Annotated in this window: 18 protein-coding genes and 1 riboswitch; of the genes, 7 read left to right on the top strand and 11 right to left on the bottom strand. The window is 72.8% G+C overall.

The features are described from left to right. The first annotated feature begins 296 nt into the window (after window positions 1-296). Window positions 297-1,958 carry an APC family permease gene (locus tag ACZ5WK_RS05210; RefSeq protein WP_465545094.1) on the top strand — a complete coding sequence of 554 codons (1,662 nt, stop codon included), beginning with the start codon at window positions 297-299 and terminating at the stop codon, window positions 1,956-1,958. 152 nt (window positions 1,959-2,110) lie between these two features. Here the strand turns inward: ACZ5WK_RS05210 and ACZ5WK_RS05205 are convergent, their stop codons facing one another. After that, window positions 2,111-2,554 carry a hypothetical protein gene (locus ACZ5WK_RS05205; RefSeq protein ID WP_465545092.1) on the bottom strand — a complete coding sequence of 148 codons (444 nt, stop codon included), beginning with the start codon at window positions 2,552-2,554 and terminating at the stop codon, window positions 2,111-2,113. A gap of 59 nt (window positions 2,555-2,613) precedes the next feature. On the opposite strand from ACZ5WK_RS05205, the gene ACZ5WK_RS05200 reads away from it, so the two are divergent. Beyond that, window positions 2,614-3,066, top strand: coding sequence for a MarR family winged helix-turn-helix transcriptional regulator (locus tag ACZ5WK_RS05200; protein ID WP_465545090.1), 453 nt, complete (start codon window positions 2,614-2,616; stop codon window positions 3,064-3,066). A gap of 155 nt (window positions 3,067-3,221) precedes the next feature. Here the strand turns inward: ACZ5WK_RS05200 and ACZ5WK_RS05195 are convergent, their stop codons facing one another. Continuing rightward, on the bottom strand, window positions 3,222-4,211 hold the full coding sequence (locus ACZ5WK_RS05195; RefSeq protein ID WP_465545088.1) for a class I SAM-dependent methyltransferase: 990 nt from the start codon (window positions 4,209-4,211) through the stop codon (window positions 3,222-3,224). A gap of 906 nt (window positions 4,212-5,117) precedes the next feature. Next, window positions 5,118-6,575 (bottom strand): glycine hydroxymethyltransferase, encoded by a 1,458-nt coding sequence (locus ACZ5WK_RS05190; protein WP_465545086.1) that lies wholly within the window; start codon window positions 6,573-6,575, stop codon window positions 5,118-5,120. 21 nt (window positions 6,576-6,596) lie between these two features. Beyond that, window positions 6,597-6,694, bottom strand: a riboswitch (ZMP/ZTP riboswitch). A gap of 295 nt (window positions 6,695-6,989) precedes the next feature. Between ACZ5WK_RS05190 and ACZ5WK_RS05185 the strand changes: the two genes are divergently transcribed. The 4 genes from ACZ5WK_RS05185 (at window position 6,990) to ACZ5WK_RS05170 (ending at window position 12,814) form a co-directional block, all read left to right on the top strand. Then, a complete protein-coding gene (locus ACZ5WK_RS05185) occupies window positions 6,990-7,970 on the top strand; it encodes an ABC transporter permease (RefSeq protein WP_465545084.1) in 981 nt (326 codons plus the stop codon). Between the two features lie 172 nt (window positions 7,971-8,142). Then, complete coding sequence (locus ACZ5WK_RS05180) at window positions 8,143-9,894, top strand: ABC transporter substrate-binding protein (RefSeq protein ID WP_465545082.1); 1,752 nt, start codon at window positions 8,143-8,145, stop codon at window positions 9,892-9,894. 77 nt (window positions 9,895-9,971) lie between these two features. Then, window positions 9,972-10,964: an ABC transporter permease gene (locus ACZ5WK_RS05175; protein ID WP_465545080.1), complete on the top strand. Its 993-nt coding sequence runs from the start codon at window positions 9,972-9,974 to the stop codon at window positions 10,962-10,964. Between the two features lie 29 nt (window positions 10,965-10,993). Beyond that, entirely contained in the window at window positions 10,994-12,814 is a 1,821-nt protein-coding gene (locus tag ACZ5WK_RS05170; protein WP_465545078.1) for a dipeptide ABC transporter ATP-binding protein, read from the top strand. A 25-nt stretch (window positions 12,815-12,839) separates the two neighbouring features. On the opposite strand, the gene ACZ5WK_RS05165 is transcribed toward ACZ5WK_RS05170, so the two are convergent. The 7 genes from ACZ5WK_RS05165 to ACZ5WK_RS05135 all read right to left on the bottom strand — a co-directional run bounded on the left by ACZ5WK_RS05165 (window position 12,840) and on the right by ACZ5WK_RS05135 (window position 22,606). Continuing rightward, entirely contained in the window at window positions 12,840-13,619 is a 780-nt protein-coding gene (locus ACZ5WK_RS05165; protein ID WP_465545076.1) for a methyltransferase domain-containing protein, read from the bottom strand. Window positions 13,620-13,623: 4 nt separating this feature from the next. Continuing rightward, window positions 13,624-14,391: an SDR family oxidoreductase gene (locus tag ACZ5WK_RS05160; protein WP_465545074.1), complete on the bottom strand. Its 768-nt coding sequence runs from the start codon at window positions 14,389-14,391 to the stop codon at window positions 13,624-13,626. Further along, entirely contained in the window at window positions 14,388-15,248 is an 861-nt protein-coding gene (locus ACZ5WK_RS05155) for a TauD/TfdA family dioxygenase (protein ID WP_465545072.1), read from the bottom strand. Before ACZ5WK_RS05155 ends, ACZ5WK_RS05160 begins: the two co-directional genes overlap by 4 nt. Window positions 15,249-15,284: 36 nt before the next feature. Further along, window positions 15,285-16,541 carry an aspartate aminotransferase family protein gene (locus tag ACZ5WK_RS05150; protein ID WP_465545070.1) on the bottom strand — a complete coding sequence of 419 codons (1,257 nt, stop codon included), beginning with the start codon at window positions 16,539-16,541 and terminating at the stop codon, window positions 15,285-15,287. A gap of 194 nt (window positions 16,542-16,735) precedes the next feature. Beyond that, complete coding sequence (locus tag ACZ5WK_RS05145) at window positions 16,736-21,202, bottom strand: AMP-binding protein (protein WP_465545068.1); 4,467 nt, start codon at window positions 21,200-21,202, stop codon at window positions 16,736-16,738. 34 nt (window positions 21,203-21,236) lie between these two features. Then, window positions 21,237-21,797: a DUF6309 family protein gene (locus ACZ5WK_RS05140; protein ID WP_465545066.1), complete on the bottom strand. Its 561-nt coding sequence runs from the start codon at window positions 21,795-21,797 to the stop codon at window positions 21,237-21,239. 11 nt (window positions 21,798-21,808) lie between these two features. Further along, on the bottom strand, window positions 21,809-22,606 hold the full coding sequence (locus ACZ5WK_RS05135) for a phytanoyl-CoA dioxygenase family protein (RefSeq protein ID WP_465545064.1): 798 nt from the start codon (window positions 22,604-22,606) through the stop codon (window positions 21,809-21,811). Window positions 22,607-23,418: 812 nt separating this feature from the next. Between ACZ5WK_RS05135 and ACZ5WK_RS05130 the strand changes: the two genes are divergently transcribed. After that, window positions 23,419-24,672 carry an IS701 family transposase gene (locus ACZ5WK_RS05130; protein WP_465545062.1) on the top strand — a complete coding sequence of 418 codons (1,254 nt, stop codon included), beginning with the start codon at window positions 23,419-23,421 and terminating at the stop codon, window positions 24,670-24,672. Between the two features lie 174 nt (window positions 24,673-24,846). On the opposite strand, the gene ACZ5WK_RS05125 is transcribed toward ACZ5WK_RS05130, so the two are convergent. After that, the gene (locus ACZ5WK_RS05125) at window positions 24,847-25,125 is read right to left on the bottom strand and encodes a hypothetical protein (protein ID WP_465545060.1); all 279 of its coding nucleotides are present in this window, start codon (window positions 25,123-25,125) and stop codon (window positions 24,847-24,849) included. Between the last annotated feature and the right edge of the window lie 146 nt (window positions 25,126-25,271).

The following is a 25,271-nucleotide window of genomic DNA, read 5'->3' as shown; positions in this document are numbered from 1 at the left end:
CGTTTTCCCCGGCGTTTCCCCGGCGGGTTGTCGGCCGCTTGTCGGCCGCTTGTCGGCGAGGGCCCCGCTCCCCCTTCCCGCATCCCCCTCGTGAGCCCCCCATGGCCGCTGACCTGCGGACATCTGGATCCGATAGTCGGACACGAGATGGCAACGATCGAACGATCTGAGCTTTATCTGAGGCTTTGGTCCGTTTTCGCACCATAGTCTGCTGTGCGTTTGTCCGGACCCATGAGCTGAGCCCGGAACCGGACGAGGACCTGACGAGAACCCCGACGAGACAGAGGACCGAGACGTTGAGCGCGCCTGAGCCGACGACGGCATCCCATCAGCACTATCGCCGCTCGCTCGGCACCATCAGCCTGACGGCCGTCGGGCTGGGCTCGATCATCGGGTCGGGCTGGCTGTTCGGTGCGGAGCGGGCGGCGCGGCTCGCCGGGCCGGCGTCGATCGTCGCCTGGGTGATCGGCGCGGCGGTGGCCCTCACCATCGCGCTGACCTACAGCGAGCTGGGCTCGATGTTCCCCAAGGCCGGCGGCATGGTGCGGTACGGGCAGTACTCGCACGGCTCGCTGGCCGGCTACCTCGCCGCCTGGGCCAACTGGATCGCGATCGTCTCGGTGATCCCGGGCGAGGCGACCGCCTCGGTCCAGTACATGAGCTCCTGGCACTTCGGCTGGGCGCAGGGCCTCTACGACGGGAAGGAACTGACCCTCAGCGGGGTCGCGCTGGCCAGCGTATTGCTGGTCGGCTACTTCGCGCTGAACTGGTTCGCGATTACGCTGTTCGCCAAGACCAACACCGCGATCACCGTGTTCAAGGTCGTCGTCCCGACGCTGACCGCGGGCGCCCTGCTGCTGGCGCACTTCGACACCGCCCACTTCACCGACCACGGCGGCTTCGCCCCGAACGGCTGGAGCGCGGTGTTCACCGCCGTCGCCGTCTCCGGCATCGTCTGGGCGTTCAACGGGTTCCAGTCCCCGCTCAACCTGGCCGGTGAGGCGCGCAACCCCGGCAAGTCGCTGCCCAAGGCGGTGATCGGCTCGATCCTGATCTCCCTGGTGATCTACGTCGCGCTGCAGATCGCGTTCCTCGGCGCCGTCCCGGCCGCCGACCTGTCGAACGGCTGGAGCGGCCTCGGCTACACCTCCCCGCTGGCCGACCTGTCGATCGCCTGGGGCATGAACTGGCTGGCCCTGCTGCTGTACGCGGACGCCTTCGTCTCCCCCAGCGGCACCGGCATGATCTACGCCGCCACCACCTCGCGCATGATCCACGGCGTGCAGGAGAACGGCCACCTGCCGAAGCTGTTCGGCCGCGTGGACGCGAAGACCGGCATCCCGCGCCCGGCCCTGCTGCTCAACCTGCTGATCGCCTTTCTCTTCCTCGCCGTCTTCCGCGGCTGGGGCTCGCTCGCCGAGATCGTGTCCGTCGCCACCGTGATCTCGTACATCACCGGCCCCGTGGCCGTGATGGCGCTGCGCCGCCTCGCCCCCGAGCTCCCCCGCCCCGTCCGGCTGCGCGCGATGCCGGTGATCGCCCCCGTCGCCATGGTCTTCGGCTCCCTGGTGCTCTACTGGGCCCGCTGGCCGCTGACCGGCAAGGTCATCCTGCTGATGGCCGCAGGCCTGCCGATCTGGGCCTGGTACGAGCTGCGCAAGCCGTGGGCCGAGCTCAGGCCGCACCTCAAGGCCGGCGCCTGGATGGTCGCCTACCTCTTCGTGATGGCCGCCGTCTCCTGGGCCGGCTCGACCGACTTCGGCGGCCAGGGCTACCTGCCCGAGGGCTGGGACCTGCTGGTCGTCGCCGCGATCGGCCTCGCCTTCTACCGCTGGGGCGTCGCCAGCGCGTGGGACAACCCCTCGCTGGCCGACGTCAAGCGCGAGCTGGCCGACGCGGCCGAGGCCGACGGCACCGCCACCATCCCGCACCAGAGTGGCGAGCCCTCGCGGGTCTGAGGCATCTGACGTCTGTCACGCAAAGCGCCGGCCGAGTTCTCTCGGCCGGCGCTTTGCCGTGGCGGGGGGGGTGGAGCGGCACCGGGCTCTGCGCTCCGGGGCGGGGGCGGTCAGGCCTGGACGGGGGCGGTCAGACTCCGGGACGGGGGCGGTCAGGCCGGGGTGCGGGACGGGCGGGTGAGGCGGGCGGCGAGGCCGAGGTGGAGGAGGGCGAGGAGGGTGCCGCCGGCGGCCATGCCCGGGTTGTGGGCGGAGACGCCGATGGCCGCGTCGGCCACCTGGACCGCGCCCGAGACCAGGAGCAGCGGGGCGAGGCCGCGGCCGGTCCGGCTGATCAGCAACTGGTGCAGGAGGGCGGCGCCGAGCGGGAGGGCGCGGGCGGCGTACGCCTGGACGTAGAGCTCGGCGAGGGGGCCGGCCGGGCCGGTGGAGCCGGGCAGGGCCAGCTCCGGGGAGAGCAGGCCGACGATGCCGGACGCCATCGAGAGCGCGGCGCCGGCCGCGTTGGCGATCACCAGAGCGCGCATGCCCCGACCGGTGGGCGTGGTGACGATGGCGCGGGCGGAGACGGGGGTGAGGACGGAGCGGCGCAGCATTGGATCAGACCTCAAATCGTTCGAGCTGTGAATTGTTTCTGCATGCTAGCGTTCCGCGCGTGAACGATGTCAACCCCTCACCGCTGACGGCGTCCCTGGTCTTCCGGCTCGGCACGCTCGGCAGCGTCGTCACGGCGCGGTTCACCGAGGCACTGGCCGAGCTCGGACTCAAGCCGAAGCACGTCGGTCTGATGGTGGCGCTGGACTCCGGCGCACCGCCGTCCCAGCTGGAGCTGGCCCGGATCATGGCGGTCGCGCCCAGCCTGGTGGTCTCGCTGGCCGACCACCTGGAGCAGATCGGCGCCGTGGACCGCGTCCGCGACCCGGCGGACCGGCGCCGTCAGGTGCTTGCGCTGACGGACGCCGGCCGGGCCCTGCTCGGTGACTGCACCGCGCTCGCGCACCGGCTGGACGCGGAGCTCACCGCCTCGCTGGGCGGGTCCGAGCGGGAGGCGCTGCGGCGCACGCTCGGCGTGCTGGGCGCGGAGGCGGGGCTGCCGACGCGCGACTGAGGGCGGCCGGCCCCTCGATGTCCTCGCCGGAACGCAGGCCGGCTCTGCGCCGAGAACCCGCGCCGGAACACCTCGCGGGTACTCGCCGCAAGAACGCCGAAAGCCGCGCGGCCTCTCGGGCCACGCGGCTTTCGGTACGGGTGGGGACGTTGGCATCAGCCCCGGCGGGCGCGGCGGATGGCGGAGGTGACCACCGGCGGGAGGAGGTCCCCCGCGACGCGCTTGGCCACATTGGCCGGCCGACGGCGCTCGGCGGCGCGGGCCCGGCGGACGGCCAGGTCCTCGGCGGCCTCCTCCTGGGCGCGCAACGCCTCATGGCGGGCTTCCTCGGCCTCGCGGCGGGCGGCCTCGACGGCGAGCCGGTCGTAGTGCCGGGAGGGGCGGAACGGTTCGATGCCGTCGGAGGTGCCGTTGAGCCGCAGCACCTGCTGCCCGTTCAGGGTCTCGACGCTGAGGTGACAGCCCTCGGCCAGGCCGATCCGGTCCAGCAGATCCCGCTGGGCGGGCTCGGGGTCGCCCCAGGTGCCATAGAACTTGCACTCGGTGAGCACGATCGGCTTGAGGCCGTGGTTGAACACCGCCTCCCAGGTGGCGGCGGCGACACCGGGGGTGTGCGCGGAGCGGTAGTCGTCCAGTACCACCACGCCCTGCGGCTGGAGCGCCGCCCGGGCCACCTGGAGGTCCCCCACCACGTGCTCGTACAGGTGCGAGGCGTCGATGTGGATGAAACGGAAGGCACCGGCCGGGATGCGGCCGCCGGCCAGGCTGGAGGTGGGCGCCTGGATGATCTCCGGCAGCGACTTGTGGAACGAGAGGTAGTTGGACTCGAACGCGGACCGGGTCAGCGTCTTGCGATAAGACATGGTCATCTCGGCGGCGTTCTCGTCGTCCGGGGCGTCCGAGTCGAACAGGTCGCACACCGTGAACGTCTCGGCCGGCTGCAGGTGGCCGCCTATCACGATCGCGCTGCGCCCCAGGTAGGCGCCCATCTCCAGGAGGTCCCCGGTGACCCCCGCCTTCTCCTGGCGAGCCAGGAACCACTCGAACAGGTGGCGGTCGTGGTCCCAGAACCAGCCGGGGACGTCATCGAGCACAGCAGGCTCGGCGGGCCGGTGCTGCTCGGTGCTCAACGCGGCGTCGCTCACGAGGTTGCTCCTTACACGCTACGGACGACCATTGGGGGCGTTCCCCGGGCACGGATACGCGGGGCGGGAGGCGGAAGCCTCCTCCCATCATCCGGAGCAGCCGTCGACCCGGCACGGCGAGAACCCGCTCGGATTCGTGCCACCGCTGGTACCCCGCGCCCGATTGGGCTGCAATCTACCTGCCACCGGGCGGAGTTGAGGAGAGTTTGCACGGAAAACACTCACAGTCGATCGCCGGTAAGGCCTCTGCCGGGCAGGCGACCCGGACGGCGGTGGGAGAGCTCGGAGACGGGCCCGGATGTCGATTCGGACGGCGGGCCCGGCGGCGGGTCGGACGGCAGGTCCGGCGGCAGGTCGGACGGCGAGTCCGGCGGCAGGTCGGGCGGCGGCCTGGGTGCCGGGTCGGAACCGGCGCCCGACCGGCCGTCGAACAGGTGCTCGCATCGTCCCGGCCGGCGGACGTCGGCGGCGCCACGGCGGATGTCGGCGGCGCCACGCGAGCCTGTCGCCGGCCGTACCTGTCGCCGCTCGCCGAGGACCCCTTCGAGGAGCGGATCGGCGGCTCGGTGGTGCTCTCCCGGCGAGCCGGCCCGGGGTGGCCGCGGCGATCACGCCGTCGAACCGCCCGCTGCACCTGATCACGGCCGAGGTGGTGCCGGCGCACGCCGCCGACCGTTCCGGGCACCGTCAAGCCGGGCGGGGACGCCCCGCTGACGGCCCGGCCGGGCGCCGGCCGGATCGGCTCGACGGCGGCCGCTTCCACCCGCCCACCCCACTCGGCGGTGACAGGGCCTCCGGCCTCGGCCGCGGACCGGGCCGGCATGCCGGGAGGAGTTCCCGGTACAAGTCGCGGCAGTACTGCTCCTGTTGGGGGTGCGCGCGGCGAAGCGCGCACCCCCAGGCGGGTCACACCAGGTCGACGCCCGGGTAGAGCGGGAAGCCCGCGAGGAGGTCGGCGGCGCGCTTGGTGATGCCCTCGCTGAGGGCGGCGTCCAGGGCGTACTGCGCCTTCGAGGGGGCGCCGGTGGAGGTGGTGGTGGGAGTGGTGCCGCGCAGGACGGTGTCGATCAGAGCGGCGACCTCGTCCATCTCGGCGGTGCCGAGGCCGCGGGTGGTGAGCGCGGGGGTGCCGAGGCGGACGCCGGAGGTGTACCAGGCGCCGTTCGGGTCCTGCGGGACGGAGTTGCGGTTGGTGACGATGCCGGAGTCCAGCAGCGCGGCCTCGGCCTGGCGGCCGGTCAGGCCGTAGCCCGAGACGTCGGCGAGGACGAGGTGGTTGTCGGTGCCGCCGGTGACCAGCTTGCCGCCGCGGCGCAGCAGCCCCTCGGCGAGGGCCTGCGCGTTGTCGACGACCTGGCGGGCGTAGACCCGGAACTCGGGGCGGCGGGCCTCGGCGAAGGCGACCGCCTTGGCGGCCATCACGTGCGGGAGCGGGCCGCCGAGCACCAGCGGGCAGCCACGGTCGACGTGCTCGGCCAGCTCGGAGGTGCAGAGCACCATGCCGCCGCGCGGGCCGCGCAGGGACTTGTGGGTGGTGGTGGTGACGATGTCGGCGTGCGGCACCGGGTCGTGGTCGCCGGTCAGCACCTTGCCCGCGACCAGGCCGGCGAAGTGCGCCATGTCGACCATCAGGGTCGCGCCGACCTCGTCCGCGATCTCGCGCATCTTGCGGAAGTCGACCAGCCGCGGGTAGGCCGAGTAGCCGGCCACCAGGATCAGCGGGCGGAACTCCTTGGCGGTGGCGCGCAGCGCGTCGTAGTCGATCAGGCCGGTGGCCGGGTCCGTGCCGTAGCTGCGCTGCTCGAACATCTTGCCGGAGATGTTGGGCCGGAACCCGTGGGTGAGGTGGCCGCCGGTGTCCAGGGACATGCCGAGCATCCGCTGGTTGCCGAGCTCCTGGCGCAGCTCGGCCCAGTCCCGCTCGGTGAGGTCGTTGACGTTGCGGACGTCGGCGCGCTCGAGCGCCGGGCTCTCGACCCGCTGGGAGAGGACGGCCCAGAAGGCGGTCAGGTTGGCGTCGATGCCGGAGTGCGGCTGGACGTAGGCGTGGTCGGCACCGAAGAGTGCGCGGGCGTGCTCGGCGGCGATGGTCTCGACGGTGTCGACGTTGCGGCAGCCGGCGTAGAAGCGACGGCCGGCGGTGCCCTCGGCGTACTTGTCGCTGAGCCAGTTGCCCATGGCGAGCAGGACGGCCGGGGAGGCGTAGTTCTCGCTGGCGATCAGCTTGAGCGAGGCCCGCTGGTCCTCGATCTCCTGGCCGATGGCGGCGGCGATCCGCGGCTCGACCTCGCGGACGGTGTCCAGCGCGCTGCGGAAGGCGGTGTTGGCGGTGGCGCTGGCGGCGGTGTGGGGGTGCTGGGCCAAGGCAGTCTCCTCGTGACGAGTTCGGACGGCCCAGGCGCTCGGCAACTGTGACGTGAAGGTCCACGGAGCCGCTCCCCGATGGTTGATTCCATCCCTGCGCGCCAGTCGCGGCTCACCCGGATCGTATCAACACCGGGCGGACTGTGGCGGAGATCTCAGAATGCGGGACGGGCCATTGCTTTTGACCTGCTATGTCCGTTCTTCTGCAACAGCGGTATTGCGGCGGAATGAAGCCGTCATATTCCCCGAAACATTGCACCGGAGTTCGGGTCGGAATGATTTGCGGAAGTCCGGTGGTGTCCGGTCTGATGGCTCTCGGCCGACCGCCGGGAAACCCCCGAAGGCCGGCCCGGAAATGCACACCAGCGCACCCTCACCCACGGGGCGGCGGAGAATTCGGGGAGTACGCCTCTCATGGCAGTGGTCGAGACAGTCACAGAGTCGGCCGGGGCGGCGCGCCGGGCCGCGTCCGCCCCGCAGAACCTCCTCCGCCGGATCCGCCGCGACCGGGTCGGCACGGCCGCGCTCGCCGTCGTCCTGCTCTTCCTCCTGCTCGCGCTCGCCGCACCGCTGATCGCCGCCCTGTACGGCAGGAACCCGGCCGAGCACTACGGCCAGAACGCGCCCGGCCTGCTCAGCGACGGTGGACTGCCGATCGCGCCGAACGGCGGCATCTCCGGCGACTTCTGGTTCGGCCTGGAGCCCGGGCTCGGCCGGGACGTCCTCACCCAGCTGCTCTACGGCATCCGCACCTCGCTGCTGATCGCCTTCGCCGCCGCGGCCGTCACCACCGCCCTCGGCGTGCTGGCCGGCGTCGCGGTGGGCTACCTCGGCGGGATCACCGACCGGCTCTTCGGCTTCCTCGCCAACGTCCTGCTGGCCTTCCCGACGCTGCTCCTCCTGCTCGCGCTCAGCCCGGTCATCCAGTCCCGACTGGTCGATCCGGGCAGTGCCGAGCCGGAGTGGATGCAGTTCCTGGTACTGATCCTGGTGTTCTCCGCGTTCGGCTGGATTCCGCTCGCGCTTTCCCTGCGCGCCTCCGTCCGGTCACTTCGGGAAAGGGATTTCGTGCAGTCCGCCCGGGCCCTGGGCGCGAGCGGATTCCATATCGTCTTCCGCGAACTCCTGCCGAATGTGCGGGCGCAGCTGCTGGTGCACGCCACGATGGCGGTGCCGACGTTCGTCGCCACCGAGGCGGTGCTCTCGTTCCTCGGCGTCGGCATCGACGAACCGGTCCCGGACTGGGGCCGGATGATCGCCCGCGGCTCCGAGGTGTTCCAGGCCGACCCGACCTACATGTTCTTCCCGGGCGTGGCCCTGCTGCTGTTCGTGCTCGCCTTCAACCTGCTCGGCGACGCCGTCCGGGACGCCCTGGACCCGCGCACCGGGCACTGAGTCCTCTCGTTCCGTTTCGCCTGCCTCCCCGTTCCGCCTGGCGGCCCCTCGCGCCTGGCCGCCTTCTCCCCCGGACGCTCCCCTCACCCGACCGCCCCTTTCACGCGACCGCCCCCGCACCCGCCGGGGCACACCTAGCCGCCCCGCACCCCGGGGCAAGGAGAGACTCGCCATGCGCTGGATCAAACCGTCCCTCGCCGTCGTCGCCACCGCCGTGCTGGCGACCTCCTGCTCGGCCGGCGCGGGCCCCAGCTCCGGCACCGGCGGCGTCGCCGCCAAGGACGCCTCGCCGCTGACCGCCGCGCTCGGCACCGAGAAGGAGAGCGCGGGACCCGCCCCCGCCGTTCCCGGCGCCCGCCCGGGCGGCACGGTCAACGTCTACAACACCACCGAGTTCCGCCACCTCGACCCGCAGAAGGTCTACGCGGGCGCCGCCTACAACACCTCGCTGCTCTGGGGCCGCCAGCTGACGCAGTACCAGGTGGTCGACGGAAAGGCCCGGCTGGTCGGCGACCTCGCCACCGACACCGGCACCTCCGCCGACGGCGGGCGCACCTGGACGTACCGGCTGAAGGAGGGCGTGGCCTGGGAGGACGGTCTGCCGATCACCTCCCAGCAGGTCAGGTACGGCATCGAGCGCACCTTCGGCAAGGGCTACGAGGTCGGCCCGCCGTACTGGCCGCAGTGGCTCACCGGCGAGGCCAGCTACGACGACGCGCGCAAGAAGTACGGCGGCCCGCAGGACGGCGACCTCGCCGCGATCGAGACGCCGGACGAGCGCACCATCGTCTTCCACTTCCCCCAGCCGCAGGCCGACGTGCCGTACATGGCCGCGCAGTCCTCCTCGTCCCCGGTGCGCAAGGACAAGGACACCGGGACGGAGTACGACCGGCTGCCGTTCGCCAGCGGCCCGTACCGGATCGTCGAGCACGTCCAGAACACCCGGATGGTGCTGGAGCGCAACCCGCACTGGAAGCCGGAGACGGACCCGATCCGCAACCAGTACCCGGAGAGGTTCGTCTTCACCTACGGCAAGGAGGCGCTCAACATCAACCAGGAGATCCTCTCCGGCCGGGACGGCGGCGCCGACGCCACCACGGTGTCCACCCAGCTCTCCCCCGAGCTCTACCAGACCGTCGACACCGATCCCAGGGCCAAGGAGCTGGTGGTCTCCGGCCGGCAGGGCGCCTTCGTCACCCAGCTGGTGATCAACAACGAGCGGGTGCCCGACGTCGAGGTCCGCAAGGCGCTCCACCTCGCCTACCCGCGCCAGCAGGCCCGCCAGGTCCAGGGCGGCAGCCGGGCCGGCGAACTGGCCACCACGCTCAGCTCGCCCGCACTGGTCGACTGGCAGAAGTACGACCTCTACCCGGCCAGGCCGGAGGGCGACCCGGAGGCCGCCAGGGCCGCCCTCGCCAAGGCCGGGCAGGCGTCCCCCTCGCTCACCTACGCCTACGCCAACACGCCCGTCGGGCAGCGCGTGGCCCAGGTGCTGGTCGACGGCTTCGCCAAGGCCGGCATCACCATCGTGCCCAAGCCGGTCGACCCCAAGGCGCTGCTGGACGAGGCGCACCGCGCCGACTCCCCCTACGACCTGTTCGAGGAGACCAGCTCGGTCGACTGGCCGACGCCGTCCACCCTGGTCCCGTTCTCCTTCGACGGCCGCGCCAACAGCGATCTCAACTCCGCCCGCTACCACAACGGCGAGGTGGACAGGGAGATCGACCGGATCAACCAGATCGGCGAGCCGCGCGCCAAGGCCGGGGAGCTGTACGCGCTGGAGCAGACCGTGATGAAGGACGTGCCGGTGCTGCCCTTCGCCTACCCGAACATGAACCAGTTGCGCGGCAGCAACGTCGGCGGCGCGTTCATCCACCCGATCTACGGGTCGGTGAGCCCGGCCTGGCTTTACCTGAAGTCCTGACGCCCCGAAGTCCCTTGGTGGCCCCGTCTGTTGCCCGCGGGTGGGGCCACCCCGACGCACCCCGATTCGGACCGGCCATGCTCTCCTTCGCCCTGCGGCGGACCCTCCAGGCCCTCGCCGTCCTGGTCGCGGTCTCCGCCGCCGCCTTCGTCCTCTTCTACGCCGCCCCCGCCGACCCGGCCCGCGCCGCCTGCGGCCCGCGCTGCGACTCCGGCCAGGTCGCGTCGGTCCGCCAGAGCATGGGCCTGGACCAACCGCTGCTCACCCAGTACACCGACTATCTCGCCGGGGTGGTCGCCGGGCGGGAGATCAGCGACGTGGACGGCTCGGCCGTCCACTGCGAAGCGCCCTGCCTCGGCTACTCCTACCGGCTCCACCAGCCCGTCACCGAGGCGCTGGTCGACCATCTGCCGGTCACCTTCTCGCTGACGGCCGGCGCGCTCGCCGTCCTGGTGCTGCTCGGCCTCGGCACCGGTTTCGTCTCCGCGCTGCGCCACGGGACCCGGACGGACCGGCTGCTCTCCGGCTTCACCCTGGTCGGCGCCAGCGTGCAGATCTACTTCCTCGGGTACGTCGCCCAGTGGGCGCTGGTCTACACCACAGGTCTGCTGCCGCTGCCCTCCTACACCCCGCCGGCCGAGGACCCGGCTGCCTGGGCGGGCGGGATGCTGCTGCCCTGGCTCGTCCTCGGATTCGTCAACTCGGCCGTCTTCGCGAGGCTTTCGCGCTCCCAGCTGCTGGAGACGATGAACGAGGAGTACGTCCGCACCGCGCGCGGCAAGGGCCTCGGCCGGCTGCGCACCCACCTCAAGTACACCTCACGCGGCGCCGCCGGGCCGCTGGTGCAGCTGCTCGGCCTGGAGACCGGCGCGCTGCTCGGCGGCGCGGTGATCACCGAGACGGTGTTCGGACTGAACGGCGTCGGCACCTTCGCCGCCGATGCCGTCGCAGGGCAGGACCTGCCGGCCGTGGTGGGCGCCGTTCTGCTGGCCGCCTGTTTCGTGGTGCTCCTCGTCGCGCTGGCCGACCTGGCGGTGGCCTGGCTCGACCCGCGCATCCGCCTCAGCTGACCCGCCCCTCTGCCGTTCCGGAGTCCTCCATGACCGCCTCCACCACCCCGTCCGCCCTGCCTGCCCCGACCGCCCTGGCCGCCACCTCGGGCGCGTCCGTCACCTCCGGCGCGTCCGCCGTATCGGCCGATCCGGTGCTGAGCGTCCGCGGCCTGTCGGTGACCTTCGCCGACCCGCGTGGCGGCGCGCCCGTGCACGCCGTCCGCGGCCTCTCCTTCGACCTCGCCCGCGGTGAAGTCCTCGGCCTGGTGGGCGAGTCCGGCTCCGGCAAGTCGGCGACCGGCCTGGCCGTGCTCGGCCTGCACGACCCGCGCACCACCACCGTCACCGGCTCGATCCGGCTGGCGGGGGCGAGGACGGCGTCGGGGTCAGCGTCGGCGTCGGGGTCAGCGGAGTCGGGTGGCGGGGAGTCTCGCGGGCAGGAGCTGGTCGGCGCGGCCGAGTCCGTGCTGCGCCGGGTGCGCGGCGGCCGGGTCGCCCTGGTCTTCCAGGACGCGCTCACCTCGCTCAGCCCGTTCCACGGCGTGGGCGCGCAGCTGGCCGAGATGTACCGCCTGCACCACCCCGGCGCCGGCCGTGCCGTGGCCCGGCAGCGGGCGGCCGCGATGCTGGACCGGGTCGGCATCCCGGCCGCCCGGGCCCACGACCACCCGCACCGGTTCTCCGGCGGCATGCGCCAGCGGGTGATGATCGCGATGGCCCTGATGAACGACCCCGACGTGCTGATCGCCGACGAGCCCACCACCGCGCTCGACGCCCGCGTCCAGCGGCAGGTGCTCGACCTGCTCGGCGAGTTGCAGCGCGAGCACGGCACCGCCGTGCTGCTGGTCAGCCACGACCTGGGCGTGGTCGCGGGGACGACCGACCGGACGCTGGTCCTGCGCGGCGGGGTGGAGGTGGAGTCCGCGCCGACGCCCTCGCTGCTGGCCGCGCCGCGACAGCCCTACACCCGGGCCCTGGTGGGTGCGGCGCTCACCCGGGACACCGTACCGGGCACCCCTCTGCCGACCGTTGACGATCCGTCACCATCGGCCGCCTTCGCCTTCGGGGGGCGGACGGCTCCGGCGGCGGGCGGGTGGCTGGTCGAGGTCGAGGACCTCGCCGTCCACTTCCCCGGACGGCGGCGGCTCCCCCGCCTGCGCGCCGAACCCGTCCGGGCGGTCGAGGGCGTGAGCCTGCGGATCGCCCCCGGCGAGACGCTGGGCCTGGTCGGCGAGTCCGGCTCCGGCAAGTCCACCACCTCCCGGGTGCTGGCCGGCCTCCAGCCCGCCACCACCGGCCGGATCCGCTACGACGGCGTCGACGCCACCACCCCCGACCGGGCACTCCGGCGCCGGCTCAGCCGCGAGGTCCAGCTCGTCTTCCAGGACCCGTACGCCTCGCTCAACCCGCGCCGCACCGTCGCCCGGACGCTCGACACGCCGCTGCGGCTGCACACCGCGCTCTCCGCCGCCGAACGTCGGGAGCGCTCCGCCGAGTTGCTGGAACAGGTCGGCCTGCCCGCCGCCCACCTGGACCGCTACCCGCACGAGTTCTCCGGCGGCCAGCGCCAGCGGATCGGCATCGCCCGGGCGCTCGCCCCCGAACCGCGGCTGATCATCGCCGACGAGCCGGTCTCCGCGCTGGACGTCTCCGTCCGGGCCCAGGTCCTCAACCTGCTGATGGAGCTGCGCGAACGGCTCGGCATCGCCTTCCTGTTCGTGTCGCACGACCTCGCCGTGGTGCGGCACTTCTGCGACCGGGTCGCCGTGATGCACCGCGGGCGGCTGGTCGAATCCACCGGCCGGGACCGGTTGTTCACCGCCCCGCACACCGACTACACCAGGGAGCTGCTGGCCGCCGCGCACTGAGGACGGGCGGGGCGGGGCCGGAGCCTCACCCGTCCGGCGCCGCGCCGTACCCAGGGTGTGCGCCGAGATGCCGCCACCGCACCGGGTCGAAGGCACCGGCGCCGGCGCGGTCGGAGGGCTCGGCGCGCGGGAGCGCGCGGTGGTCGGTGCAGTCCAGCACGAGGGCCTGGTCGGCCCCGCGCTGGAACTCGTAGTCGACCCGCCGCAGCCGGCTCGGGATGCCGTGGCCGGCCAGCTCCTGCCGGATCCGGTCGAGTGCGGCGTACGGCCTGTCGCTGGTGTGCAGGACCACCGGGAACAGCCGCACCTGCCGGCGGGCCACGCGCGCCAGCTCGATCAGGGAGTCCAGGTGGAACTCCTCGTCGAGCTGTGCGCCGTAGGAGAACAGCAGGTGGGAGCTGAGGACGAGGTCGAAGGACCGGTCCGCGAACGGCAGGCGGGGCAGGGCGGCCGCGAGGTAGCGGCCCGGGCGCGCGGCGGCGTCCGCGGCGAACGTCCGCGCGGCCTCGGCGCGCAGCCGGGTGTAGCTCTCGACGTCCTCGAACCAGGTCCACACGAAACCCGACGCGTTCTCCGCGAGGAACGCGTGCTTGTAGGCGATCTCCTTCAGCGCCAACGCGCCCAGCCGCTCCCCGCCGTGGGCGTACTGGGGGTCGACGGCGACGGCGTCCGTGCCGCGGGCGCCGGCCCCCGCCACGAAGCTCGCCGCCCCGCCCGGGCAGTCCAGGATCCGCAGGGAGAGGTCGTGGTCCGACAGCGCGAACATCGCCCGGTACTCGTCGAAGGATCGGGCACTGACGAGCACCTGCTCAGCCCCTTCCGATGAACGGCATCGTCGTCGGCAGGACGGTGAGGAACTGCACGTTGGTGTCCAGCGGCATCGACGCCATCAACAGCAGCGCCTCGGTGAAGCGCTCCACGGGGATCGTCGCCTCGACGGCCATCCTCCCGTCGGCCTGCATCGCGGGCGGCTGCGGGCTTCCGTCGACCGGGGCCACGTTCCCCACGTCGATCTGGCCGCAGGCGATGCCGTACTGCCGGCCGTCCAGGGCCAGCGCCCGGGTCAGTCCGAGCACGGCGTGCTTGGCCGTGGTGTAGGCGATGGAGTTCGGCCGCGGCGAATGTGCGGACGGTGCACCGTTGTTGATGATGCGGCCACCCGCCGGTGACTGCGACCGCATGGTGCGGAAGGCCTCCTGGGCGCAGAGGAAGGTACCGGTGACGGTGGTGTCCATCACCCGGCTCCAGTCCTCGAACGGCACGTCCGCGATCGGCCTGCGCGCCGTGGCGGCGCCCGCGTTGTTGAACAGCAGGTCGACCCGGCCGAAGCGTTCGCGAACGCTCCGGAAGAGGGCCTCGACCTGCTCGGGGCTCCTGATGTCGGCCGGGATGGCGGCGGTCCGCCGCTGGTCGAGGCCTGCCAGGGCGACGGTCTCCTCCAGCGCGTCCTTGCGCCGGCCGGCCACCACGACCGACCATCCGGCGTCGAGCAGGGCGAGCGCACCGGCCCTGCCGAGCCCGCTGCCACCGCCGGTGACGATGGCGATCCTGCCGTTTCCCGCTGCGTCGGCGGTCACAGTACCTCCGTGTTCATCCAGACCCTGAGCATCCGGCGGGACTTCGGGCCCGGCTCGTCGATGTAGGGGGAACGTCCGTGCAGCACACGGCTGTTGCGGATGACCAACAGGTCACCGGCGGCCATGGCCAGGCCGAAGGCGATCTCCGGCCGGTAGAGGACCTCGTCGAGGACGGCGAGGGCCTCCCACTGGCGTGCGCTCAGCGGCGGGCCGCCTCGTTCGGGCGACGTCCGGACGGTGCGGGTCTGGTAGTAGCAGCCCACGGTGCCGTCGGGTTCGGTGAAGAGGATCGGGGAGACGACGAGCTGCTCGCCGGCCCGGCCGGTCCGGTCGAAGGTCCAGTCCTCTTCGAGCGTGGCGAGGACGTCCGGCCGTTCCCGCCCGATCAGGTCGCGGACGTGGCGCGCGCTGGCCAGCTTGGTCAACCCGCCTCCCCGCACCGCCGGTTGCAGGCAGAGCAGGACGAGCAGGTCACAGGTGTCGCAGTGGAAGCCGAGCTCGGCAGCGCCGTCACCGTCGCGGTCGCGGAGCACCTGGGTCAGGTCGCCCCGGGCGTTCTGGGCGACGATCTCCCCGAACTCCCCCAGCACGAACGACAGGCCCGCCACGACGGCGTCCTCGGCCGCGGACGGATCGATCAGACCACCGACGTGCGCGAAGCCCACCGACCGGATGCTGTCGCGCACGAAGGTGCCGAGCGCCTCGCGCACCTTCTCCGCCCCGCTCCACGCCCCGGCCTGCGCGTCGGCCCACAGGAGCCGTCGGTCGCCGCCGGCGAGCGGGAGCGACCAGTGCCTGCGTCGGGATTCCAGATCGGCGCTGCTCCAGCCGATCTCGGCCACCGTGCCATCGGACATGTCGTGCACGCCTCCTTCTCGTCGGTCCCGGGGTTCTCAGTCGGTCGCCGCGGCCACGGCCTTCGACCACAGTGCCACCGCCTCGTCGATCTGCCCGGCCGTGACGACCAGCGCCGGAATCATCCTGACGACGTTCAGGTGCACCCCGCAGGTCAGCAGCAGGAGGCCGAGGTCGGCGGCCGCCTGCTGGGCGCGCTTCGCGGCGGCCGGGTCGGGCGAACCGTCGGGGTGGCAGAACTCGTTGCCCAGCATGAGCCCCAGCCCGCGCACGTCGGCGATGGCCGGGGCCGTGGCCGCGACCGCGCGCAGCCCGTCGGCCAGCCGCCCGCCCTGTTCGGCGGCGTTCTCGACGAGGCGCTCGTCGCGGATGACGTCGAGCGTCGCGAGCGCGGCGGCGCACGCCACGGCGTTGCCGCCGTACGTCCCGCCCTGCGAGCCCGGCCAGGCCCTGCGCATCAGCGCCGTCGGCGCGGCGATCGCGGAGAGCGGGAAGCCGCTGGCCAGTCCCTTGGCCGTGACCAGGACGTCCGGCCCGACGCCGTCGTCGTGCTGGTGGGCCCAGAACCTGCCCGTCCGGCCGAACCCGCTCTGCACCTCGTCGAACACCAGCAGGATGCCGTGGCGGTCCGCCCGCTCGCGCAGTCCGGCCAGGAAGCCGGGCGGGGCCGGGACGTAGCCGCCCTCGCCGAGGACCGGTTCGACGAACATCGCGGCGGTCTCGTCGGGGGCGCTGACGGTGGCGAGCACGTGGTCGAGGCCCCGCAGGGCGTGCTCCACGGCCGCCTCCTCGGTCATCCCGAGCCGGAACGCGGAAGGGAACGGTGCCACCGCGACGCCGGGCATCAGCGGGCCGATGCCGGCGCGGAACCGGCTGCCCGCGGTGGTGAGGGCCGCCGCTCCCATCGTGCGCCCGTGGAAGGAGCCGTCGAACACGATGACGTTCGGCCGGCCGGTGGCGTGCCGGGCCAACCGCACGGCGGCCTCCACCGCCTCGCTGCCGGAGGCGACGTAGAACAGCGAGTCCAACCCGTCGGGCAGCACCTCGCCGAGCCGCTCGGTGAGCGTGAGCAGGGGCTCGTGCAGCACGGTCGTGTACTGCCCGTGGATCAGTCGGCCGGCCTGTCGCCGCACGGCCTCGACCACCCGCGGGTGGCAGTGTCCCGTGCTGGTCACCCCGACGCCGGAGGTGAAGTCCAGGTGGCGCCGGCCGTCGGCGTCGAAGAGGTGGACCCCTTCGCCGCGGACCGCGACGACGGGCGTGGCTTGTTTGAGCACCGGAGAAAGCTGGGACATCGGACCTACCCTCGGTTCGGTGGAGCGTGGTGGCGGGGCGGTGGTGACGGGAGCTGCTGTGCCGGGGCTGCTGTGACGGGGCTGTTTTGACTTGGCGGCGGCCGGGCGGAGGTGGCGGGGCGGCAGTGGCCGGGCGGTAGTGGCGCGGCGGCGGTGGCGGGGCAGCGGTGACCGGGGTGCGGGGTCGGTCGTGGTCAGGCCGTCCGGCCGGAGAGCACGGCCTGCGGGAGGAATCCGGCTTCGGTGGCCCACGCCAGGGCAGCGGACCACCACTGCGGGGTCGGTGCGGCGAAGCGCACTCCGGCCCGGCCGAGCACGGATGCCGTGTAGGAACTGTCGACGACGATGTTGCGGTCGTCGAGCTGGGACCAGGCCGAGGCCAGCCTGGCCTCGGTCGGGTGGGTCTGCTCGGCGCGGGCCAGGGCCTCGGCGAAGGTGTCGTCGTCGGTCAGCACGACCGGGTAGCCGTACTCCGCCAGCCAGCCGACGAGCTCGTCGTGGGGCACCTGGTAGGGGGTCTCCACGTGGTAGACGCCGGGCGCGGAGTACGGGTCCGTCGCGATCGCGGCGATCCCCGCGGCCACGGTGTCCACGTGGGAGAACGCGAAGGTCGTCGCCGGCCGGCGCGGCGCGGCACCGGCCAGCACGTAGCCGCGGACGAGCTGGTAGATCCGGTTGTCCCCGATGTTGCGCTGGAAAGCGCCGGTGCGGCTGTGCGCCGCGATGTGACCGCTGCGGTGGACGAACCACGGACGGCCCGAGGCCGCCCACGCCCGGACGGTCTCCTCCGCGCCGAACTTCGCCCGCTCATAGGGGGTTCGGAAGCTCTGGCCGATCCGCAGGTCGGCCTCGCTGAAACGGCGGGCGGGTCCGTCGACGACGCCGGCGACGGCGAGCGTCGAGACGTGGTGGAAGGCGGCCCCCGGTGCCTCGGCGTCGACCCAGGCCAGCAGCCGGCGGACCGCCGCGTGGTTGGTCCGCTCCAGGTCGGCGGGTGACGCCACCAGACGGACGTCCGCGGCGGCGTGGACGACCACCTGGGCGCCGCGGGCGCGGGCCAGGCCGTCCCGGGAGAGCCCCAGGCCCTCCCGGTCGATGTCGCCGGCGACCGCCTCGACCCGGCCGGGTCCGAGGCCGAGCCGTCGCGCGGCGGCGGCGTCGTGTTCCGCTCGCACCAGGCAGGTGACCCGCGCTCCCCGTTCGGCGAACTCGGTGAGCAGATGCCTGCCCAGGTAGCCGGTGGCCCCCGTGAGGAGCACCCGGACGGGTTCGCGCACCCGCCACCGGGAGATGCCGGAGGGTGTCTCCTTGCCGGAGTCCGGCACACGGCCGGAGCCCAGCACGCGGCCGGGGTGCAGCAGTCGGCCGGGGTGCGGCAGCCGGCCCGATGACGCCCGGCCCGGGTGCAGCACCTGGCCGGAGGTCGACAGCGGCGCCTTGGCGCAGGGCGGGGCCGGCACCCCGGCCGCGGCCGCCACGCCGCGGGCGAAGGCGTCGACGATGCCGTGCGCATCCCCGTGCGACAACGCCGGCCAGGTGTGGACGAGGTCGGCGACCAGCCGCTCCTCGACGATGCGCGCGGTGAGGCGGAGCAGGTAGAGCGGGTCCCCGCCGGCGCACCGGGCGGTACCGGCCTGCTCCTGCGCGACGGACCACCCCAGTGCGGGATCGTCCGGCAGCCGGAACGTCCCGAGGAAGTTGAACCCGGCCTCGGGGCGCGGACCGGCCACGTCCATCGGCAGCTGGGGTGCCTCCCGGACACGGCGCCCGACCTCGCGCACCCGCTCGGCCGTCGTGGGGCCGCTCGCACCGCCGCCGCCCTCGTCACTGCCGCCTCCACCGTCACCGCCACCGTCGGCGCGGCCCACGGCGTCGCGGCCCACGGCGTCGAGGGCCACCCACTTCACCGCCGTGAACCAGCCGACGGTGTCGAGGTACTCGCCCTCGGCGGCCGTGACATCGCGGCCGTGCGTCTCGACCTCCACCGCGAGACGGGACTGCCCGCTCCAGGCCGACGTGGCGTCGGCGAAGACCGACAGCAGGAGCGCTTCGAGCCCCTGTCCCCGCCCGTACCGCGCGACGAGCCGGGCGGTCGCAGCGCGGTCGAGGGCCCAGGTGACGGCCGCCGCCTCACCGCCGCCGGTCAGGCCGGCCGCAGGCAGCCGTGGCGCGTCCACCCCCGGGGCCGTCGACGCCGGCGGCGACGTGGTGGCCCATTCGTAGAAGTCGGCCGTCGGCGGGAGGTCCGCCGGCTGCCCCGACAACGCCGCCCGGTAGGCACGGGCGAAGTCGTCGAGCAGGATGCGCCAGGAGAGGCCGTCGACCGCCAGGTGGTGCACGATCACCGCCAGCCGGTCGTCGACGCCCGGCGGGCCGGTGAAGAGGTGGACCCGGATCAGCCGCCCGGCGGCGGGGTCGAGGCTGCGGTGCAGTTCGGTGCAGACCCGGTCGACCGCCTCCGCCCGTGGGCCGGACTGCCGCGGGATCGCGGAGAACGACACCACGTCCAGCTCTCCGACCGGCCGCGGAGCACCGGGACCGTCCGGCAGGACCGGCTGCCGCAGGACCGGATGGCGCCGGAGCAGGCCCTCGACGGCCGCCGAGAGCGCCGCCGCGTCGACGGCCACCGCACAGCGCAGCAACACCGACTGGTTCCAGTGCCGGAGGTCGTCGAGGGGCTGACGGAACAGCCACCGCTGGGCCGGCGCCAGGGACCGGTCCCCGCGCCGCGCCGGCCCTGGCGCCGGCGGACCGTCCTCCGTCGCCGGACGGGCGGCGGCCGCCAGGAGGGTCGGTGTCGGGTGCTGGTAGAAGTCCTCGAACACGATGCGGAACCCGGCCCGGCGCACCAGCGCGACCGTGCGCATGGCGAGGATCGAGTCCCCGCCGAGGCTCACCACATCGGCGTGCGGGCTGAGGAAAGGCAGGCCGAGAGCGCTCGCCCAGAGTTCCGCGATGGAGCGGGCCAGCGCCGGGGCGGTCCGCTCCGCGGAGGCCTCCTGACCGGTCTGCGGGTGTCGCGCCCGGTCCTCGATGATCCCGCTCATGACCGCGTCCAGACGCGTGCGGTCGAGCTTTCCGTTCGGGCCGATCGGGAACTCCGCCACCGGGACGATCACCTGCGGTACGGAGTACCCGGGTAACCGGTCGTGCAGGTGGGCGCGGAGTGCGTCCACCGCCGGGGTGTCCTCGCAGCCGTCCGCGATCCTGACGGCGGAGCGTAGCTGGATGCCCGCGGGGGTGTCCCGCGCGACCACCACGGACCGGACGACGACCGGGGACTCCTCGATCGCCCGCTCGATCTCCGCGAGGTCGACCCGGAAGCCCCGGACCTTGACCTGGCGGTCGGACCGGCCGAGGAAGACCAGGTTTCCGTCGGGCCGGCGACGGCACACGTCGCCCGTCCGGTACACCGTGGCGGGGGCCGCCCCCTCCTCCTCGTACCGGACGAAGCGGCGGGCGGTCTCGTCGGGCCGGCCGAAGTAGCCGGCGCTGACGCCCTTCCCGCCGATCAGCAGTTCACCCGCCACCCCGTCGGGGACGGGGCGGCCGGTGTGCCGGTCCAGCAGCCTGAGGTCCACCTCGCCGATCGCGGTACCGATGGGGACGGTCGCCTCGTCCGCCGGCAGGTCGCCCGCCGCCAGGGCGAGGAAGCAGGTGGCGCCGACGGTCGTCTCCGTCGGGCCGTAGTGGTTGACCACCCGGTCCGCGACACCGTCGTCGAGCAGGGCGGCGGCCAGCGTTCGTGGCAGAGCCTCGCCGCCCAGCAGCACGGTGTGCAGGGCAGGACTCGTGGCGGGCCGGCCCTCCAGCAGCGCCGTGAGGTGCGACGGTGTGGTCTTCAGCACCGACGCCCCCGCGCCGTGCAGCGAGGCCCAGAAGGACTCGGGATCACGTGTCGCGTGGTCGGGCACCACGTGCACCGAACCGGCGGTCGCGAGCGCGAGCAGCCAGGAGGTGTGACCGAGGTCGGCCGCCAGGGTGGTGACGTGGGCGACGCACGGGGCGTCGGCATCGGTCAGGCCCAGCCGGCCGCGCAGCGACCGCGCGTAGTGCACGGCGTTGGCGTGGGTGACGGCGACGGCCTTCGGCTCGCCGCCCGAACCCGAGGTGAAGGAGAGGTAGGCCAGATCCGTCGGCGGACCCGCCGCGGCGAAGCCCGGCCCCGGCAGGCCGGCGGCGCTGCCGGTCACGGCAGGTACGGCGACGACGTCGGAGCCGGAGCCGGTGTCCGTGTCCGCGCCCGCGCCCGCGCCAACGTTGATCTCGGCGTCGACGTCGACGACCAGCGTCCGATGGGGCTCCGGTGCCCGCACCGCCGCGTCCGTCGTGAGCGCGCAGCCGGCCTCGACCGCGTCCAGCCGCCTGCGGACATCCGGCCCCGACCACTCCCTGTCGACCACCACCGCGGTGGCACCCGACCGCAGGACGCCGTGCAGCAGCGCGAACAGCCGGGCGTCCCGGGGGCCGAGCAGGGCCACCCGGGCGCCGCGGCCGACGCCCGCCGCGCGCAGCAGGCCGGCGACACGGCGGGCCACGGCGTCGAGCCGGCGGTAGTCGAACGAGCGGGTCCCGTCACTCAGGGCGGTCCGGTGCGGGTGGGCGAGAGCGTTGTGCGCCAACAGATCGGTCAGCGACGAGAGGGGCCGTATCGCAGGCATCACGTGAGTTCGTCTCCGGTTCGTGCGGGCAGCGTCATGAGGTTCGGGTCCGGCCTGTTGTCTGGACGCGATCGGTCCGGATGTCACCCGCCACGAACGCGTCCAGCCACGCCCCGCGCGGAAGGCGCCGGGCCAGCTCCCAGGCGATCATGCGGTGCAGGCCGTCGACGTGGATGAGCCCCTCCCTGACGCGGAGGTCCGTGTAGTCGGAGTGCGGCACCGGCCGAGTGCTGAGGTACACCGGGGAGAGCGGTGCCCGCTCCAGACGGTCGAGCTTCGCCGCGCACACCGGGTTCGCCTCGGCCCACGCCCGTCCGCCCGCCCGGATGCGGTCCACGGCCTGGCGCACCGTCAGCCCCGAACGCGGGACGAGTTCGATCCGGCCACCCTCGCTGAGGTGCCAGGGCAGGACGACGTCGAGGACCTCGGCCCGCTCGAGCCGTACCCGCCACCAGCTGCCGAGCAGCTGATCGGCACGCTGGAGGTTCTCCTCACCCTCCTGGTTGGTGTTCGCCTCGTGCGCCCGCCCGGCCGGATGGTCACGCAGGTAGACCGCCCGGACCTCGGCGAACGTGACCGAGCTGACAACCTCCACACCGCCGCCCTTCACGCCGTCCTCGTGTACTCGGTGAAATGCCGGTCCGCGAACAGCTCCGGCCACTGCCCGCCGTCGAGGTTCAGCTCTCTCGCCCGGGCCAGCATCCGCCGCCAGAAGGGCTTCACCGGCCGCCAGCGCGCTCCCACCTGGCAGTACGACGCGTCCACGAAGTACCGGGGACGGCCGCCCCCTCCCGGCGCCGGCCGGCGGGCGTGGAACAGCGCCGAGTTGAGCAGGACCGTGGAACCGGGCGGCAGCCGGTCGATGACGACCTCGCCCGGCAGCTCGGCGGTGCCGAGGTGGGCGAGCGCGGTCTTGCCGGCGGACCCGCGGTGGGAGCCGGGCAGCACCGCGAGACTGCCGACGGTTTCGTCCAGGCCGCCGAGGTAGTGCAGTGCGTGCACCATCAACAGCGACGGCTCCGAGCTGTCGTTGGGCTCGTAGTCGTGGTGCCAGGGCTTGCCCGTGACACCGGGGCTCTGCCGGTCGCTGTGCAGATGGTGGAAGACGAACGGGGAGCCCATGAGGTCGGCGAGCAGACGCATCAGGGCCTGATGGGTGAGCAGCTGACCGTGCCCCGGTAATTCCAGTTCCAGAACCGGGGGCACGCCGTGCGTGTCCGGATCGACGCAGCTGGCTATCGAACGGGCTCGCAGGCCCTCGTCCACCCACCGGTCCACTTCGGACACGAGCCTGTTCCGGAAGGAAGCCGGGAGAAGCCCGGGAAGGACCAGATACCCCGACTCCGCAAACTGCTCCCGCTGTGCGGCGCCGAGGGCCTCGTGCTCTTCAAGAGACAGCGGCACTATGACAACTCACCCTTTCCCGCAACGCTGACGCGTTGTTCGCTGCCGACCCCAGGCGACCCAGCCGCCACAGAAGGAAACGGAGTGATCACGTTCAGTCAGATTCTGCGTGTTGGAGTCTGCGGGGCCGAGATCAACCCTCACAAGACCCATAACGAATCCGAGGTCACGTTCCGGCCACGAGGCCGGCCGGACCGGCCGCTTCGTCCACTTACGGCGTCCTTCCGGTGCGCCGTCCGGCCCATCGGGCGGGACATGCGCAGGCCGGAGGCGGTGCGCCGACGAACAGCGGCGGGCGCTCTTTCGCGGCCGCCGCCGGCGCCAGAAGGGAGATCACCCACCCTTCCGGCAGAAAACGGTCAACTCGGATATCGCCCCACGCTCCCCGGGAGAACGGATTCTCGACTCCAGGTGAAAATCCACCCGCTGAGCGGCGGGATCAACGATGACCCGCCCCAGGCACTTCCGCCCCTCGCGCCCTCCGCCGAAAGTCCGGCGCGGTGATCGGGCCCCGCGACGGACTGGGCCGAGATCCGACGGGCGGACCGGGCCGGGCATATGCCACCCGAGCAGCGGCCCACCACCGGGCGGCCGGCCCGGCGACCACCGGGGAGGCGGGCCCGGACAGCCGCCCGGCCGCCACCCGGCCAAACCGCCTAGTACTCCAGCAGGACTTCGACGTTTTGCCTGATCAGAAGGCTGCGCGGTGAGTGTAGTGGGCTGATGCCCGTCAGGGGCGGTCTTCCTGGGACCGCCCCTCGATCGTGTGCAGCCGGCGTTGGTAATGGCAGCGACGGGGGCAGCGTCCCGTTGTGATCAACGAGCCTGCAGCCGAGAGCTGGGACCGCGAACTCGACGACCTCTTCCTCCGTGTCGGCCACCGTTTCGGCCGCGTGGAGCCACGCCGCCGAATGCGCGACTACGTTCGCGGCCTACTCGGCCCGGTCGGCCGCAAGAACGGCTGGCAGCTGGCCGAATACGCAGGTCATGCCACCCCTGACGGGCTGCAGCACCTGCTTGCAGGTTCCCGCTGGGACGCGGACGAGATCCGCGACGAGCTCCAGCACTACGTCGCCGAACGCCTCGGCGAGATCAACGGTGTCCTGATCCTCGACGACACCGGCTTCATCAAGAAGGGCATCACCTCCGCGGGCGTGCAGCGCCAGTACTCCGGCACCGCCGGCCGTACCGAGAACTGCCAGATCGGGGTCTTCGCGGCCTACGCCTCCGCCAAGGGCCGGGCCCTGGTCGACCGGGGGCTGTACCTGCCCAAGTCCTGGACCGAGGACCGGGACCGCTGCCGCGCGGCGAAGATCCCCGACGAGCGGGACTTCCACACCAAGGGCGACCTGGCCAAGGTCATGGTGCTGCGTGCGCTCGCCTCCGAGCTGCCGATCGCCTGGGTCACCGCGGATTCCGCCTACGGACAGGAGGGTCGCTTCCGGCGCCTGCTCGAACAGTCCGGCGTCGGCTACGTCCTGGCGGTGCCCAAGTCCCAGTTCAGCGTGGGATGTCCACGCATCGACTGGCTGTTCGCCCAGGCCCCGGCGGAGGCCTGGGAACGGATCTCGTGCGGGGACGGCGCCAAGGGACCACGCATCTACGACTGGGCGGCCATCCGGCTGCCGGCCGTGGCCGAGTACGACTACCAGGACGAGACTCTCGTCCGCCGCCGATGGGCGCTGGCCTGCCGCAGCCCGACCAAGCCCGACGAGATCGCCCACTTCCTCGCCTACGCACAACTTGACGCCACTGTAGAGCAGTTGGTGCGGATCGCCGGGATGCGCTGGGCGATCGAAGAGTGTTTCCAGGCCGCGAAGAACGAGTGCGGCCTGGACCAGTACGAGGTCCGCCGCTACACCGGCTGGATGCGACACATCACCCTGGCCATGCTCGCCCACGCGTTCTTGGCCGCGATGGCCGCAGCCGCGGCATCAAAGGGGGCTGCAGAAACGGTTCACGCACCATGGTCGACCTCACCGTGGCAGAGATCCGGCGACTCCTGGCAGGCGGCCGTTCCCGCGGCTCGTGTCCGCCACGGTGCTCGCCCCGCGCTCACGCCTTGAACTGGTCCACTTGGCGCCGACGACACCAGGCCATCGCCCGTCGCTGCCATTACCAACGCCGGCTGCACACGATCGAGGGGCGGTCCCAGGAAGACCGCCCCTGACGGGCATCAGCCCACTACACTCACCGCGCAGCCTTCTGATCAGGCAAAACGTCGAAGTCCTGCTGGAGTACTAAGGGCCAAGGAGCTGGGCTTCCAGGTCAGCGATGCGCTTGTCGGCGAAGCGCAGGTTGGAGCGGGCGCCTTCGAGGCGTTCCTGCAGGGTGCGGTGCTCGCGGGTCAGTTGCTGGACGCGGTGCTTGAGGGTGGTGTTCTCGGTGGTCAGGGACTGAAGTGACTCGCCGGGAACCATCTGGTCGAAGTCGCGGATCTGGCCCATAAGCTCGCCGATCCGCTGCCGCTGGGTGAGGACCTCTTTCTGCTTGCCCTCGGCGGTGTCGATCTCGGTCATGTCACCGACCCACAGCGGCGTCGACGGCGACGTGGTGTCCCTCACCGACACCGGCAAGTGGTACAGCGGCGAGCCTCGCAGATGTCTACCGGCGATGGTCGGCCCCGCCCGAGGAATGGGACATCTACCCCCACCACCTCGTCCCG

This window comes from Kitasatospora sp. NPDC032757 (assembly GCF_055579305.1).
Note: the sequence above shows the minus strand (reverse complement) of the source record. Positions and strands in the feature narration are given on the sequence as shown.

Coding starts and splice junctions, on each gene's coding strand:
- ACZ5WK_RS05155 (WP_465545072.1), bottom strand. CDS start 15,248: ATGTCCGATGGCACGGTGGCCGAGATCGGCTGGAGCAGCGCCGATCTG.
- ACZ5WK_RS05150 (WP_465545070.1), bottom strand. CDS start 16,541: ATGTCCCAGCTTTCTCCGGTGCTCAAACAAGCCACGCCCGTCGTCGCG.
- ACZ5WK_RS05175 (WP_465545080.1), top strand. CDS start 9,972: ATGCTCTCCTTCGCCCTGCGGCGGACCCTCCAGGCCCTCGCCGTCCTG.
- ACZ5WK_RS05205 (WP_465545092.1), bottom strand. CDS start 2,554: ATGCTGCGCCGCTCCGTCCTCACCCCCGTCTCCGCCCGCGCCATCGTC.
- ACZ5WK_RS05170 (WP_465545078.1), top strand. CDS start 10,994: ATGACCGCCTCCACCACCCCGTCCGCCCTGCCTGCCCCGACCGCCCTG.
- ACZ5WK_RS05125 (WP_465545060.1), bottom strand. CDS start 25,125: ATGACCGAGATCGACACCGCCGAGGGCAAGCAGAAAGAGGTCCTCACC.
- ACZ5WK_RS05180 (WP_465545082.1), top strand. CDS start 8,143: ATGCGCTGGATCAAACCGTCCCTCGCCGTCGTCGCCACCGCCGTGCTG.
- ACZ5WK_RS05185 (WP_465545084.1), top strand. CDS start 6,990: ATGGCAGTGGTCGAGACAGTCACAGAGTCGGCCGGGGCGGCGCGCCGG.
- ACZ5WK_RS05145 (WP_465545068.1), bottom strand. CDS start 21,202: ATGCCTGCGATACGGCCCCTCTCGTCGCTGACCGATCTGTTGGCGCAC.